This is a genomic window from Candidatus Electrothrix sp. (assembly GCF_052785085.1).
Genome location: NZ_JALAAI010000024.1, coordinates 1 through 14,446, shown reverse-complemented (window position 1 = coordinate 14,446; position 14,446 = coordinate 1). Strand labels below are relative to the sequence as shown.

General features: G+C 49.0%; 15 protein-coding genes. 5 read left to right on the top strand and 10 right to left on the bottom strand.

The genetic code is table 11. The annotated features are described in order from the left end of the window. Positions 1–11: 11 nt before the first annotated feature. Positions 12–2,345 (bottom strand): tetratricopeptide repeat protein, encoded by a 2,334-nt coding sequence (locus tag L2082_RS06050; RefSeq protein WP_446010832.1) that lies wholly within the window; start codon positions 2,343–2,345, stop codon positions 12–14. A gap of 475 nt (positions 2,346–2,820) precedes the next feature. On the opposite strand from L2082_RS06050, the gene L2082_RS06045 reads away from it, so the two are divergent. Continuing rightward, on the top strand, positions 2,821–3,177 hold the full coding sequence (locus L2082_RS06045) for a hypothetical protein (protein ID WP_446010833.1): 357 nt from the start codon (positions 2,821–2,823) through the stop codon (positions 3,175–3,177). A gap of 1 nt (position 3,178) precedes the next feature. Here L2082_RS06045 and nadD read toward each other — a convergent pair whose 3' ends face one another. Continuing rightward, on the bottom strand, positions 3,179–3,853 hold the full coding sequence (gene nadD, locus L2082_RS06040) for a nicotinate (nicotinamide) nucleotide adenylyltransferase (RefSeq protein ID WP_446011534.1): 675 nt from the start codon (positions 3,851–3,853) through the stop codon (positions 3,179–3,181). An 18-nt stretch (positions 3,854–3,871) separates the two neighbouring features. Further along, positions 3,872–5,137, bottom strand: a complete 1,266-nt coding sequence (locus L2082_RS06035; protein ID WP_446009595.1) for a glutamate-5-semialdehyde dehydrogenase — start codon at positions 5,135–5,137, stop codon at positions 3,872–3,874. Between the two features lie 236 nt (positions 5,138–5,373). On the opposite strand from L2082_RS06035, the gene L2082_RS06030 reads away from it, so the two are divergent. The 3 genes from L2082_RS06030 (at position 5,374) to L2082_RS06020 (ending at position 6,218) form a co-directional block, all read left to right on the top strand. Then, positions 5,374–5,622, top strand: coding sequence for a type II toxin-antitoxin system Phd/YefM family antitoxin (locus tag L2082_RS06030; RefSeq protein WP_446009596.1), 249 nt, complete (start codon positions 5,374–5,376; stop codon positions 5,620–5,622). Beyond that, positions 5,612–5,902, top strand: coding sequence for a type II toxin-antitoxin system RelE family toxin (locus L2082_RS06025; RefSeq protein ID WP_446009597.1), 291 nt, complete (start codon positions 5,612–5,614; stop codon positions 5,900–5,902). Before L2082_RS06030 ends, L2082_RS06025 begins: the two co-directional genes overlap by 11 nt. An 82-nt stretch (positions 5,903–5,984) precedes the next feature. Further along, complete coding sequence (locus L2082_RS06020) at positions 5,985–6,218, top strand: hypothetical protein (protein ID WP_446009598.1); 234 nt, start codon at positions 5,985–5,987, stop codon at positions 6,216–6,218. Positions 6,219–6,402: 184 nt separating this feature from the next. Here L2082_RS06020 and L2082_RS06015 read toward each other — a convergent pair whose 3' ends face one another. Continuing rightward, entirely contained in the window at positions 6,403–8,190 is a 1,788-nt protein-coding gene (locus L2082_RS06015) for a YgiQ family radical SAM protein (protein WP_446009607.1), read from the bottom strand. A 217-nt stretch (positions 8,191–8,407) separates the two neighbouring features. Between L2082_RS06015 and L2082_RS06010 the strand changes: the two genes are divergently transcribed. Continuing rightward, on the top strand, positions 8,408–9,748 hold the full coding sequence (locus L2082_RS06010; protein ID WP_446011533.1) for a PhoH family protein: 1,341 nt from the start codon (positions 8,408–8,410) through the stop codon (positions 9,746–9,748). A 200-nt stretch (positions 9,749–9,948) separates the two neighbouring features. Here L2082_RS06010 and L2082_RS06005 read toward each other — a convergent pair whose 3' ends face one another. From L2082_RS06005 to L2082_RS05980, 6 genes are all read right to left on the bottom strand, one after another. Continuing rightward, on the bottom strand, positions 9,949–10,320 hold the full coding sequence (locus L2082_RS06005; RefSeq protein ID WP_446009601.1) for a hypothetical protein: 372 nt from the start codon (positions 10,318–10,320) through the stop codon (positions 9,949–9,951). 246 nt (positions 10,321–10,566) lie between these two features. Beyond that, a complete protein-coding gene (locus L2082_RS06000) occupies positions 10,567–11,301 on the bottom strand; it encodes a nucleoside phosphorylase (RefSeq protein ID WP_446011532.1) in 735 nt (244 codons plus the stop codon). Positions 11,302–11,396: 95 nt separating this feature from the next. Beyond that, a complete protein-coding gene (locus L2082_RS05995; protein WP_446009603.1) occupies positions 11,397–11,927 on the bottom strand; it encodes a pilin in 531 nt (176 codons plus the stop codon). Positions 11,928–11,942: 15 nt separating this feature from the next. Then, positions 11,943–12,965, bottom strand: coding sequence for a type II secretion system F family protein (locus L2082_RS05990; RefSeq protein ID WP_446009604.1), 1,023 nt, complete (start codon positions 12,963–12,965; stop codon positions 11,943–11,945). A 20-nt stretch (positions 12,966–12,985) separates the two neighbouring features. Continuing rightward, positions 12,986–13,477: a pilin gene (locus tag L2082_RS05985; protein WP_446009605.1), complete on the bottom strand. Its 492-nt coding sequence runs from the start codon at positions 13,475–13,477 to the stop codon at positions 12,986–12,988. 12 nt (positions 13,478–13,489) lie between these two features. Next, a complete protein-coding gene (locus L2082_RS05980) occupies positions 13,490–13,882 on the bottom strand; it encodes a pilin (RefSeq protein WP_446009606.1) in 393 nt (130 codons plus the stop codon). Positions 13,883–14,446 lie beyond the last annotated feature (564 nt).

The following is a 14,446-nucleotide window of genomic DNA, read 5'->3' as shown; positions in this document are numbered from 1 at the left end:
AACGTATATTTTTAATGATCACCAAAGAGTTCAAAAAATCTTTCTATATCCTCTTTGCTCGGTTTTTTCTTTCCTCTATCATCATCGTCATCATCCTCATTTAACATTTCTTGTTCCAATAGCTCAGCCAGCAATGCTATGGGCGGGCCTCCAGAAAAACCAAATGATGCGTGCTTGTCCAGAAAGTCATCAATTAAATTCACAGTGGCGCTGTCCTTCTGTTGCATAGCCATATGTGAGGCATCTTCCAGTTCCTCTATATCCTTCCCTGTCAGCCTTTTCTTCCCGGATTCACTCTTCCCGACAACGAGATAGTACTTGAACAAAGGAACATCTGACCAGTGTTGCGCAGCCTTTTTCCCGTATGCATGCAAAAGGGCAAACTCAGACAGTCGCTGCCAAGCCTGACAAATCATAACAAACTCATCCTTATGCAAGGCAAGGTTCACACCTTTGTTCAGATAAGGCAACAAAGCAACACGTATTCCCTTCCAGGCCGTAGCCTTATTCCTGTTGCTGTTAACAATGAGAGGAACAAGTTGTAACAGCTCTTCTTTTTCCGGCGTATTCTTAATAACCGCTTTCAAACGGGTCAAAAGCTTCTTTTTCCATTCCATGGAAACAGACATCAACTCAGCGTCCATGCGGGTCTGAACACGGGCAACGGTCTGATATTCATACTGTGATTCCCCTTTGTCCAGCAGGGCTTGACCTTCTTTTTCCTTGCCCTGTAACAGCTCTATCAGTCCACGGGTTATCTCTATCCTGCCTTGATCGGCATTGCCTCGACCAAAGGCGGATGCATGATCACATTCTTTACAGGCCAGGGCATATTTTTCCTGTTTACCAAGCTTATGGGCATGGTTGATATGGGCATTGATGAGCAGTTCCCGGACCTTTGTGTTGATAGGGTCGATTTTAAGCAATTCTCCGGCAAGACGACTGGCCTTTTTAAAGGCACTGCGTCCCACTGCTGCTTCAGCACCAAGAAAAAGAATATCCGGTTCCTTGGGGAAATGCTCCAGCATTTTATTCACCCAGCGGTATTGCTCAGCAGGACTCATGGAAAGAAGCTGATGAATCTTGAGCCAGGTCTGCTTGTCATCAGGATCATAATCCAGACTTTTTTCCAATTCCTTCTTCTGGTCGTCCCAACGGTATCTAGGGCCATGTATTTTTGCTGTCCAGGTGGCAATATGCCGATGCATCAAAGCGATCTTCAACGCATCATCTGCATTTTTTCTTTTGCTCAGGATCTGGCTGGCCTGCCGCCATCTTTCCGGGATGTTAGGGGACTCTTCATGTATTTCCAGAGCAAGGGCCTTAAGACGTGCCAATTCAAAGTCATCCTTAATTGGTCCGAATTTCTTTTCATACATCCGCAGACAAGACAGATCATGAACAAGGAGTTGATACGCTATCTGCTTGATCACCGTATTGTCCAGAGAGACACCAGCATTGGCATTGCAAAGACAGCGCATAAATCCAGCCGGGGTTGTTGCATTTTTTTGGAGCGAGGATACAAACTTCAAACTGGCCTTATCCAGCCCTAAGAGTTCCTGCACTGCCTTTTCTTCTGTCTTGCCAAACGTCTTGGTAATGCTTTCTTTTTCTCCTCCATTCTTTACCAAATGGAGGTACGGTGAAATCAGCGCAATAAAAGGGGAATCTGCATGAATTTTATCAAAAAATGTCTGAGCCGTTTCCTGATCATCATGAAAGGCAAGCATGCCGTTCAGCGCCATACGAAAATTTTTATAGGGTGATCGGAAGGGAAGACCTTGCAGATGCTCCAGAGCTTCGCTATCCTGTCCTAGGCTGTAACAACGCAGAGCCTGCCGGGCATGGGAAAATTGGCTGCGTAATGGTGAGTCAGCAGGAATTTTCTGAGCAAGTTTCTCGTTACCGCTGAGCAGTAATGCCGCAAAGGTTTCATCAACCAACTGTTTTTGCTGTTTGGTCAGAGCATCGCCTGTTTGCTCAAAGAGTTCCCATGCCTTGTCCGGTTGACCATTATGAATCAGCAGGAAGATATGCAGATCCTGCAGTTCCGGGCCCTGATCAGGAAACTGGGTTTCCATATTATGAAAAATAACAAGAGCCTCTTTATACATGCCTTTGGCTACCAGCTGTTTGATACGACCCTGGAAAGAAGAACGGAACGGTTCCGCCCACTCTTCATCCTCGCTTTCCTGGCTCAGCCTGCGGAATACCTTGATTGCCTCAGCAAATTTTTCTTGCTTGAGGTAATTTTGACCAAGGTTGGGCAGCTCTTTTATCGGCATATGAGCAATAGACTTGGCCTTGCTTTTTTTTCTTTTTTTCTGAGGTCGCTTTTTTGCCATTTTTATATATGTATCTCGCACAGAACGTAACAACAGATAAAGGAGTACGATGACCAACTTAATAAGGAACAACAATACACGCAGAAAGATGGCTACATACCCTTTCCATTGCTTTTTTAAAGCAGACCAAGTACATATCCTTGGCTTTTGTCCCGGTTTATGCTGGTGATCAGAAATACCGCTCACATCCTTTTCCACTTTTTTCAACAAATTTTTTCAAAACAGCCCCGTTATAACATGCCGTTCTTGCTCTTGCAAGAGAGAGCTTTTTCTTTTTTATAAGACAGGTCAATGCAACAACCGCCTCACCAGGAGAAATTGGTCACCAAATTACTGTAAGGCTTTCCCAGCATCCTTTTGTGTTATCAAAGTTTCGTCCGTCATCGCTTCCTTATTTATAATCTGCTTTTTTTGCTCTCTTAACCCAAAACAGGAAAAAACTACCACCGTGTTCTGAAAAAGCAAGGGAAAATTTATGGTCACCTTTTACAGCTTCCTGGGGATTATCTTACGCCCCTTGGGGATCATCATGCGTCACAGGGGGATCGCCTTGCGCCCCTTGGGGATCGTCTTGCGTCACAGGGGGATTGCCTTGCGTCACAGAGGGATTATCTTGCGTCACAAGGGGATTGCCCTTCGTCCCTTGGGGATCATCATGCGTCACAGGGGGATTGCCTTGTGCACCTTGGGGATCGTCTTGCGTCACAGGGGGATTGCCTTGCGCACCTTGGGGATCGTATTGCGTCACAGGGGGATCTTCTTCAGTAACTCCTTAATTTTCTTTGCTGCGTTCTCTCCTGCTCATGATGTTGTGTCCAGCTTTACCAGATAATTCAGATATTTCTGTACAGCCCCTGCCGGGCGATATACTCACGCACCTGGAGATCCACCTCTTCCGGTGCCCTGCCCTGTCGTAGCTCTGATCGAATCATAGTGGAGGAAATATCCTTTGTTAATTGATTCATAAGCAAAAGGATTTCTGCCCCGTCCGGGCGGAGCCAGCGTTGATCAGACTCCGCCGGTTGAAAAGAACCAGGAAGACGTTTAATCGCACTCTGCATGGTCGTGAGGGAAATACCTGGGCGGGAAACAACAATAAGATGGGTCAGACTGAGGAGTTTCTGGTATCGGTACCATCGGTGCAGATCCAGCAGAGAATCCGCACCGATGATGAAATAGCATTTCGGATAAAAGAATCGCTTCTTGATCTCGACCAGAGTATCCACCGTATAGGAGGGAAAAGGGAGTTCTGCCTCAATCAGGGAAATGGCAAAACGATCATCGGCCAAGACTGATCTGCCAAGCACGGTTTCCAGCATGGCCACCCGATGCCAAAACGAGGCACCAAGTGCAGCCTTATGGGGCGGATCTGCTGCCGGGATAAAGAGCACCTCATCCAGCTCGGCTTCTACAGCGGCTTGGCGGGCAATAGCCAGGTGGCCGTTATGCACCGGATCAAAGGTGCCGCCGAACAGGCCGATCCGTTTTTTTGCGTTATCTTCCCCCACACCTGTTTCCACTCCTCTCTACTGCCGGACCTGGCCTTCACCATAGACCACAAATTTCTTCGTGGTCAGCTCTTCCAGGCCCATCGGACCATAGGCATGCAGTTTGGTGGTGGAAATACCGATCTCAGCACCAAGGCCGAACTGGCCCCCGTCGTTGAAACGGCTGGAGGCGTTGATCATCACGGCTGAGGCATCCACCTCCCGGAGAAAACGCTGGCTGTTAGCATAAGACTCCGTAACAATGACCTCAGTGTGTTGGGAACCATACTGTTCGATATAGGACATAGCTTCGTCCATATTTTCCACCACCTTGACAACCATTTTCAAGTCCAGGAACTCTGTACCCCAATCTGCATCCATTGCCAGCTTAATCTCCGGCACCAAGGCACAGCTCTGCTCACAACCCAACAGCTCAACCCCAGCTCCCATTAGCTCCTTGGCCGCCGCAGGCAGGAAACGTTCGGCAATATCCTTATGCACCAACAAGCCTTCCAAGGCATTGCAGACACCGGGCCGCTGGGTCTTACCGTTGATGGCAATGCGGATACCGGTATCAATATCACCGCCCTCATCAATGTAGAGATGGCAGACCCCCTTATAATGCTTGAGCACCGGGATGCTGGAGTTCTCCGTAACAAAACGGATCAAGCCCTCGCCGCCCCTGGGAATGATCACGTCAACAAATTCTTCCTGAGCCAGCATAGCATTAACCCCGTAGCGATCTGTGACCGGGATAACCTGTACAGCCTCCTTGGGCACCTTATGGTCTTCCAGCACCTTTTGCAATAGGCCAGCCAGGGCTAAATTGGAATGAATAGCCTCAGAACCGCCCCGGAGCAGAACCCCGTTTCCTGCTTTAAGGCAGAGAGCAGCCGCATCAATGGTCACATTAGGTCGGGATTCATAAATCATCCCCACAACGCCCAAGGGCACCCGCATCCGGCCGACCGTGATTCCGCTGGGACGACGCTTCATATCATCCACCTCACCCACGGGGTCGGGCAGGGCCGCAATCTCTTCCAGCCCCTGAATCATGGAGGCAATGACCTTATCACTGAGTTCCAGGCGATCCAGCATAGCCGGAGACAAACCCTTTTCCCGGCCTGCGGCCAAATCTTTCTCGTTTTCTCTGCGGATAAAATCCCGCTCGCTCTTGAGCTGTTCAGCTGTAGCCAGCAAGATATCGTTCTTTACTGCGGTGGAAAGGGCTGCCAGTTTGCGGGCTGCCGCCCTTCCCTTTTCTGCCATAGCGGTGATGAGTTGATCAATTTCCTTATTATCCATTATCTTTCTTCTTGGTTGGAGTATTTTTTACTATATTTTTGTTCACTGTCTGCAATGAGTAAAGGCAACAGTGTACCGTATTTCGGAAGGCAGGACAACAGGGTAGCAACGGATTCGATAACTCAAATGCTGGTCTTTAACTCCAAAAGCTTTGTTCTCAGCTTGACAAAGACCTGTTAAAAGCCCTATTATAAGAGTTAATACAAGCTCGTTTAAATGCACACGGGAGAACAACAATGACAGATCTTGTTTTAAGCAGCAGAATAGCAAGCATATCAGATTTAAAGAAAAATCCTATGAAAGTAGTTACTCAGGGCCAAGGTGAGTCAGTCGCTATCCTGAACCGCAACAAACCTGCATTCTATTGCATTCCGGCAAAAGCCTACGAAGAGCTGTTGAACAGGCTGGAAGATATGGAACTGAATGCCCTTGCAGATACCCGCGCAGGTCAGGAGAGAATCAAGGTGGATCTGAATGACCTATAATCTTGAATTTCTGACTGATGCTCTGAAAGAATGGAAAAATCTGGACGGGACGATCAAAAAGCAATTGAAGAAGAAACTTGCTGAGCGCCTGAAAAATCCCCATGTACCTGCTGACAAACTCTCAGGCAGTGTCAACAGGTACAAAATTAAATTGCGCTCCGTGGGGTATCGGTTGGTGTATGAGGTTTTGGATGCCGAAATTGTCGTTATTGTAGTGGCTGTGGGAAAACGGGAGAAGAGCACAGTGTATAAAAAGGCTGCCAAGCGGAGCAGGGATTAACCTCATTCAGCAACTGCCAGTTCCGCATTCTTGCAAGATTCTCTTCCAACCGCTTGATGGTCCATTCCAGGCGTTCTCTTCTATGACACCTTCCTGGCCCGGTATTTTACAGAGTTGGACGATTATTGAGGATGTCTTGCAGCTTGCTTACGTCAGCCTTTTTGCCGGTGTATTCCAGGTTCCAGAGGGCGAGGTCTATGGCTTGGAAGGCGGGGAAGGGGGATGGGAGGTCATCGGGGTCGAAGTTTTGATGGGCTTGGATGATTTTGCCGATCAGGGATGCATCGGCTACTCCGTCGGCTATTCTGCTTGCTAAGGCTCGGATGGCTCCTTGGCGGACTTGGTAGAGAGAAGCATCAAGGAAAAACTTGCCCTGCTGAACGTCTGAATGGCAAGCGATATGCTGACAATTGGCTAGAAAATTTGTTGGTATCAGCCACTATGAATGGCGGGATAAGAGGGTATCAACAGAAAACGTTATAAACAGCAATTTTCAGCAATCAACCTCTTTTTTTCCGAGAGGAGAGTATTCCCTTTTTCATCGAACCCTTCTTTTTCACAAAAGATCTCCCTTCTCCCTGCCTCTTGCTCGTTCCCGGCCCGGTCAACACCTCCTTTTGCCGCTCCCGGGCCTGATTATCCTTTTCCACAAAGCAAGGCTTGCCGGTAAAGGGATTTTCACCAGTCCAGTACATCAGAGTAGACCAGGTTGAGGGCGTAGGCGTAAAAATTTGCACCTGCCTGGGCAGAACCCTGAGTTCCTGTTGGGCGAAGTTCTTTAATGCCTGCATATCCTGCTGACGGCAGCCTGGATGGGCCGCAATAATGTAATAGGTCAGGAACTGTTTCAATCCTTCTTGAGCGCTCATCCGATTAAACATTTCCCGGAATTTAAGCAAGTTTTCCCGGCCTGGCTTGCCCATGCAGGCCAGCACATTATCCTGACAATGCTCTGGAGCCACCTTCATCTGTCCGGACACATGATGGCGCACCACCTGACGGAGATATTGAAGCCCGTTTTTCTGATCTGCCAGAATCAGGTCATAACGAATACCAGAGGACACCACCACCTGTTTTACCCCTTTAAGCTGGCGCAGCTCCTCCAGCAGGCAAAGCTGCTCGCTATGATCCACCTGCATAGCCTTGCATTTCTCTGGAAACAGACAACGTTTTTCCGGGCAACTCCCCTTGTTGAGCTTTTTCCGGCATTCCACCCCGTACATGTTCGCAGTTGGGCCACCCACATCATGAATTCTCCCTTGAAAGACAGGGTGTTTTGTCAGCTGCCTGGCCTCATCAACAAGGGATTTTCTGGTTCGTTGGACAAGAGTTCGGCCCTGATGCACCGCAATGGCGCAAAAATTACATTCGCCATAGCAGCCTCGATGGGTGGTCAGAGAAAAAAGGATGGTCTCCAATGCCCGCACAGCACCCTGTTTTTGATGAAAGGGATGAAGATCCCGCTGATAATCCAGGCTGTGGATATGGTCTAGTTCTTTGGGAGAAAGATGGGGTTGCGGGGGATTTTGAATCAACCAGCGAGTACCGTGGAGTTGCACCAGGCCTTGGGCAGAGATCGGGTCATTGTTCTCGTAAAAACGGCGAAACATTTGGGTAAAGGCTTTTTTTGCCTGGTTGCTCTTGCCAGCAACCTCCTCATAGGCAGGCAGTCTCAGATGGTCTGTCGGCCGCACCGAGGATTGGTAACAAAGCCCACGAATATGGCGCTGATCTTTTCCGTCCCGCAGGGCAAAAGCCAGCTCCTTTACCGCTCGCTCTGCCATGCCGTAGAGAAGAAAGTCAGCCTTGGCATCCAGGAGGATGGAGCGACGCACGGAATTGGACCAGTAATCGTAATGGGCAATGCGACGGAGACTGGCCTCAATGCCGCCGAGGACAATGGGGCAGGTATTTTTAAATTTGCTGCGGATCAGGTTGGCGTAAACCAGCACGGCCCGATCTGGTCTGCGATTATTGATGCCACCAGGGGTGTAGTCGTCCTTTTTCCGGGGCTTGCCCGATGCAGTCCGGTTAGCCACCATTGAATCCACACAACCACCGCTTACGCCCCAAAAGAGCTTAGGTTCACCGAGACGGCAGATATCATCGCCTTGCACGTTGGGTTGAGCGATGATTCCGACTCGGAAACCGACATCGCTGAGAACCCGACCAATGACGGCTGTGCCGATAAAGGGGGAATCAATGTAGGCATCGCCGCTGACCAGGACAACGTCCAGACAATCCCAGCCGAGCTGGTTGAGTTCTTTCTTGGTGGTTGGGAGGAACATGGTTGTTATAAAAAAAAATTGTGAAAAAGAATGCACGGTGCTCATCTTTTCCTAAACAGATATCAAGCTCTTTTCACGGTACTATTTAAAGATACAGGAGCGGGACAGCCTTTTGGTAATCGGTCTCTATTGTACAAACAGTCTGAGAACGAGTATTATTAAGAGAAGAAAGCGATGCTTGATGCGCTGAAAAGGAAATTGGATAGTGGGGGTAACTATGACACAACAACACACTCGCAAATCATTTGTCCTGGATACCAACGTGATCCTGCATGATTCATCCTGTATCAATCATTTTGACGAGCATGACATCATCGTCCCAATTACGGTACTGGAAGAGCTTGATCATTTCAAAAAAGGCAACCAGAGTATCAACTTTCATGCCCGAGAATTTGTCCGCTCTCTGGATGAACTGAGTTCCAACAAACTCTTCAACGGTGGAGTTCCTTTGGGAGAAGGTAAGGGACGCCTCTCCATTAAACTGGAGCAGGAACCTCATCCTGAATTACGGCGCCATTTCCCGGCTTCTGCAAAACCGGATCACCAGATCCTCAATATCTGCTATACCTTATATAAGGAAAACCCAGACCATATATTTATTCTGGTCACCAAGGACGTGAATCTGCGCATGAAGGCCAGAGCAGTAGGCCTGATGGCAGAAAACTACATCACCGATCATGTTAAAGATTTAGGATCCCTGTATACCGGCACCCGCATTATTGATGAAAGTCCCTTTGGCCTGATTGATGAACTGCATACCAGTGAGGAAATGCCGGCAAATGATCTGGATGTGCCCCAGGACAACCCGTTAACAGCTAACGAATTTATCATCCTGCGTGAAGCCAATAAATCTGCCCTGGCAACCTACCATTCCGGAGAAAATAAGGTACAAATTGTCCGCAAACATAAAGTCTGTGGTATCCTGCCGCGTAATGCTGAGCAGACCTTTGCGGTCCATGCCCTGTGCAATACCGAGGTCCCCTTAGTCACGGTCAGTGGCAAGGCCGGAACCGGTAAAACCCTGCTGGCCCTGGCATCTGCTTTAGAGCAACGGCAAAATTACCGCCAAATCATGCTGGCCCGCCCTGTGGTGCCGCTTTCTAATAAAGACCTTGGTTTTCTACCAGGCGATATCCAGTCAAAGATTGGCCCTTATATGCAGCCTCTTTATGACAATTTGGCCGTTATCCGAAACCAGTTTCAGGAAAAGAGCAAGATGCACCAGAAGATTCAGGATCTGCTGGAGGAGAAAAAACTGATCATTGAGCCGCTGGCCTACATCCGGGGCAGGAGCCTGGTCAAGATGTATATTATCATAGATGAAGCCCAAAACCTGACCCCTCATGAGGTAAAAACGATTATCACCCGCGCTGGAGAAAACACCAAGATCGTCTTTACCGGTGATGTCCATCAGATTGATCATCCCTACCTGGATTCCCAGTCCAATGGCCTGAGCTTTCTGATTGAAAAAATGCGGGGCCAGCATCTCTACTCCCATATCACCCTGGAAAAGGGTGAACGCTCAACTCTTTCCATGCTGGCCAGTGAGTTGCTGTAGCCCTCTGCGTGAAAACTCTGTGCAAAGATGTACCTCACCCGCCCGTTCGCCATTCTCCTTCCTCCCTTGGTGAACGGGCACTTCCCTGATCCTTTGACAAGCAGGTAAAAAAAATCCCTTGGCCAAACCTGAACATTGACCAAGGGATTTTCAAAATAAAGCCATTAATGCATTAAACGGCATGCTGCATCAAGCAGAACCTACTCTGCGTCAGGAGCCTCTTCTTCAACCTCGTCCTCGGCTTCACTGTCGTCCCCTTCTTCATCCATCATGTCAGAGGAATCTTCATCACTCTCTTCATCGATTTCTTCGAGAGCTTCTTCCTCACCAGCGTTATCCATACCATCTTCAGCAGCTACTTCATCTTTTTCCTCCTCACCCATAGCATTTGCTACAGCCTCACCGGCTTTTTCCTTAGCAGTCGCCGTAGCAGCATCCGCAGCACTGTCAACAACTGCTGAAGCAGTATCGCCAACAGCTTTAACTACATCGGAGGCAGAGGCGGTCACGCTTACACACAGTGAAAACAGGACAACCATTACAAAAGATAGAATACCTTTTACGTTCTTCATAAAGAAACTCCAAAAACTTTAATAAAAAAAACAGTAGTGCATACAAAGAGGTTCTCACCGTGATAACCCTCTGATCACCTTCCTGGATAAAGTCTATCAGGAACACCAGTCAGATGATTACTGAATAGTATATAATATAAAAAAACTTTTGTCAGTAAATAACGTCATGCGCAACCCCTCAATGCCACTTAAAAAACCACTTTTTCTTGCCAAATCCTTCCGCATTAACCAATATTTTTATGTGTCCTACAATGTATCGCAAAGGAACGTCAGTAGCTTCCGGGACTTTCGCTTAAACTCCTTCCGGGAAAACCGTGGCTGCCAGGGCTGTCGCCAAACTTCATCGGAAATCAACATGGCTGCTGCCAATTCAACTCCTCTGAAGCTTGCGACCGAGCAGAGGGCGGAAAACTCCATATCCACCCCATAGATTCCCTGGTTCGCATATTCAGTAATCTTGGCTTGGGTTTCCCGATACGGAGCATCTGTAGTCCAGATCTTTCCTTGGTGAAAAGGAATATCCGCTACATCCAGAATAGTTCCCAGATGCGAGCACAGGGCGGAAGAAGGGAGTACCACCCTGCCCTGCTCTGCCTGGTCTTGGTAATGGCGACTGGTTCCTTCTTCAGAGAGTGCCTCCGTAGGCAGGAACACATCCATCACCCGCAGATCCTCTTGCAAGGAACCACACCAACCATAAAGGATAACCTTCTTCGCACCCAAGGCGATCATTTTTTCCAGACACATGACCGCCATCGGAGCACCAACAGCAGGGCCTGCCAAGAAAAGTTTCTCTGAATAATAAAGGTTGGAGTGAAAAAGAAAGGCGCGTTGCATCTGCGTCTCTTTAGCATAGGCAGCCAAGACAGGGGCCTCTGCAGGATTAACAGCTAGGATACCGATCTCCGGAAGAAGCGGCTCTCCCCTACCGCATTCTGGGTTGATAATACAGTCCTGCGCGCTGTGTGCTGTCTTAGCCAATTCCGGGTTGTGGGTGACAAGGATGGTGGTCTGATTCTGTGAAAAGAATTAATGTCCGCAACTCGACAGCTCGTTAAAACCGAAGACAACGGATTTTAATAACGACAGCTCATGGGCAGATGACGGAGCAGAACATCTGTTTTGTTTTCTCCCTGCACGGTCATACCCTCGGGCACTGAAGCCCGACCGACCACCCAGGCAATCGGCACTGTCGGCGCATCTTCGACAACAGCGGGACGCAGGCTGACTGTTTTGCCGACAATGTTTTTATTTGCCCTGTTGCCGAGGCTGATATTGATCACGCCGCCTTGGCCCACCGTTAGGCCGGTCACATAATTACCGACAATTTTTTCTGCCGGAGGCAGTCCTGCGGCGACATTGTCCATCGGCAACTGCTGTGTTTCCTTGTAATACTCCTCCACACCCTTTTGGGCGAATTCCGCCATATTGAACGCCTCTTCAAGCTGCGTTCTGATCACCCGGTCCTGATAGGACGGGATGGCGATAGTGGAAAGGATGCCCATGATCGCGATGACAATCATCAGTTCAATCAGGGTGAATCCCTGCCTGCTCCCGATCATTTTTCCGACCATTTTGCTGTTCTTGACGATCAGTATCCTGCTCATCCTGTCATCCTCAGGTTATATTGCGTCGGCCATCGTGAAAATCGGCAGATACATGCTGACAACCAGCACGCCGACCAACAAGCCAATAATAATTAAAACCAGTATGTCCAGCATGCCTATTTTCTTTGTCGCGACTCTGCTGATATTTCTGCTGTAAAAGGTCGCCGCCTCGCCCATTGCCGCACCGAGCCGCTCCTCTGTCTTGGCTGCCGCCGCTGCCTGGATCAGCATTTCCGGGAACAGGCCGCTTTGCCGCATCTGCGCCGACAGATCGGAAATGCCTACCGTCCGGTCGGCCAGTCCTTTGAGCAGGGCGGAATAATGGGGATTCATGACAGACTCGGCAGCACCTGCAAGCGATTCCCTGAAGGAAAAACCTGCGGTGACCAGCAGCGAGAAATATTGGGCGAATTGGGCCGCCGCTATATTGCGCAGGAGCGGGCCGATCACCGGCAGTTTTTCGGCTGTCCGGTGAAACAGCATTCTTGCGCCTGCCAGCAAGGCGACAAAAGCAAGCAGGGACAGAAGCGGATTGCTCGTAACCGGCCTGCTGATTCCGACAACCAGCTCGGTCAGTGCGGGCAGGGAGCCACCCATGCTGGCGAACATCTCTTCAAAAACCGGGATGACAAAAATCAACAAAAGAAAGGCGATGAGACCGGTTATGCTTAAAACAAGCAGCGGATACCACAGCACTGAGCGCAGAAGAGCTGTTCCCGTGACTCCGACGGCTACGAATTGCTCCTCTGTTTCAGCGGCCTGCTGCAGCATGTCGGCTTTCTGAACATCAGGTAGCCCAGAAGTCAGTATTTTGCGCAATGCGGCATTGAAAATATCCTCATGCCGATGCAGGCACTCGGCAAAAGAAACGCCGCCTGCCATCTCTTTTTCTATTTTTCCGGCAATTCTGCCGATCTTCGGCATGTCCTTCTCCAGCCGCAATACTGTCACCGCTTCCGGCAACGAGGCTCCCGCCTTGAGCAGCACCGCCACCTGCCGATACAACGTGCTACGTTCCCTCAGGGACAATCGTGTCATCAGCTTCTCCGCTTATTTGTTTATTTCAGGACAGCAGGAATATATTTGTCGTCAAGATCGGTGCGGTCAATACCATACACCTTCCAACCATTTCCGCCCGCTGTCCTGCCGTAAACCCAGTGAACCGCTCCGGTCGGATCATCATCCTGCACCACAGGACGCATAGTCAGAGTTTTTCCTGAAATACGTCTGGAATCGTTAAAGGTGATCTGGACAGCACCATGTTCAATGGAAATAGTCTGTTTTTTCGGTAACGATTCATAATACAACGAAGAGCTGTCCTGCACGGCCGATGCTGACAGTGCCTGCGCTGTATTTTTAGGAAATTCACCGTGCAGGGCAAGATAGATGAGACTGTCTTGCTTGGCGGAATAAAAAACACCTGTGATCGCGCCCATCACCTCGGCCTTGAACAGAGCAATCTGATACGATCTGACCGCAAGGACAGACAGCAACGCGATAATGACAACTACAAGAAGAAGTTCCGCAGTATATCGCCTAATGTCGGACATATCCTGCTCCTTTCACTTTATTGAAGAGTTCTCTTCTTCCCAAGTGACTGGGCCGGTCGGATCATCCTTGCCGACAACAGGATGCAGGGTGATGGTCACGCCGCTCTGCCTGCTGTCCTCTCTGTACTTTATTTCAATATTTCCGTTGCTCACTTTGATGCTGCCCACATATTTTCCCCGGATTGCCTCAGGCAGACCGAGAGCGGCATTATCCGCCGGAAACACGCTGCGATGATCATAATATTCCATCACTTCCCTGCGCACAGGCTGGGAGAGCGCATAGCCTTCACAGAGAAAGGCCTTATCCCGATAGGCAATGAAGTTCGGGATGGCCACTGCGGCAAGAATTCCAATAACAGCTATGACAACAGTCAGTTCAATCAGGGTGAAGCCTTTATTGTTCATCAGCGTGTTCTCCGAAAAAATAATTGCAAGCGTGAAAGCGCAATCATGCTTTTTATGCCGATAACCTGTCAAAAAAACCGGCTTAAAGAAAGGGATACCATATTGCCGTTCTGTCCGCAAGTTTTTCAGCTTCTTGCAGGAGAGAAAGACTGCCGGGCGATCCTGCCGTCGCGCTGCTTAAGCAAGCATGTTTTATAAATACATGCCGGGATGTATTGTGGTTGCATTACGTTATCCTTTCCAACCGATATGAGCTGCACTAATTCTGTCAATTACGGAGGCGGGCAATCAGCTCCCCACAGCTATGGCAACGACAATAAACAATACCAAGCTGACAAGAAAGACAAAAACCGCCACTTCCCAGAAAATACAACTGAGAGAGAGGCCCAGAGCTGTAAGCGAACCCCGTAACGTAACCGTTCACCCCCCTCATTCCACACAAAAAAAGATTGGACAAAAAAAGAAGATCACGATAGTTTAAGGGTCACAACGTTTTTTACGAGATCTATCCACGTTCTGAGTTCGCATGCACCTATCCAGAGAAGAGTTGCGAAAAATAGATAA

Bases quoted from the DNA above. Each gene is read 5' to 3' on its own strand.
- L2082_RS05985 (WP_446009605.1), bottom strand. From the start codon at position 13,477: ATGTCCGACATTAGGCGATATACTGCGGAACTTCTTCTTGTAGTTGTC.
- L2082_RS06015 (WP_446009607.1), bottom strand. From the start codon at position 8,190: ATGTTCCTCCCAACCACCAAGAAAGAACTCAACCAGCTCGGCTGGGAT.
- L2082_RS06010 (WP_446011533.1), top strand. From the start codon at position 8,408: ATGACACAACAACACACTCGCAAATCATTTGTCCTGGATACCAACGTG.
- L2082_RS05995 (WP_446009603.1), bottom strand. From the start codon at position 11,927: ATGAGCAGGATACTGATCGTCAAGAACAGCAAAATGGTCGGAAAAATG.
- L2082_RS06035 (WP_446009595.1), bottom strand. From the start codon at position 5,137: ATGGATAATAAGGAAATTGATCAACTCATCACCGCTATGGCAGAAAAG.
- L2082_RS06030 (WP_446009596.1), top strand. From the start codon at position 5,374: ATGACAGATCTTGTTTTAAGCAGCAGAATAGCAAGCATATCAGATTTA.
- L2082_RS05990 (WP_446009604.1), bottom strand. From the start codon at position 12,965: ATGACACGATTGTCCCTGAGGGAACGTAGCACGTTGTATCGGCAGGTG.
- L2082_RS06005 (WP_446009601.1), bottom strand. From the start codon at position 10,320: ATGAAGAACGTAAAAGGTATTCTATCTTTTGTAATGGTTGTCCTGTTT.
- L2082_RS06045 (WP_446010833.1), top strand. From the start codon at position 2,821: ATGGTCACCTTTTACAGCTTCCTGGGGATTATCTTACGCCCCTTGGGG.
- L2082_RS06020 (WP_446009598.1), top strand. From the start codon at position 5,985: ATGACACCTTCCTGGCCCGGTATTTTACAGAGTTGGACGATTATTGAG.
- L2082_RS06050 (WP_446010832.1), bottom strand. From the start codon at position 2,345: ATGGCAAAAAAGCGACCTCAGAAAAAAAGAAAAAAAAGCAAGGCCAAG.
- L2082_RS05980 (WP_446009606.1), bottom strand. From the start codon at position 13,882: ATGAACAATAAAGGCTTCACCCTGATTGAACTGACTGTTGTCATAGCT.
- L2082_RS06025 (WP_446009597.1), top strand. From the start codon at position 5,612: ATGACCTATAATCTTGAATTTCTGACTGATGCTCTGAAAGAATGGAAA.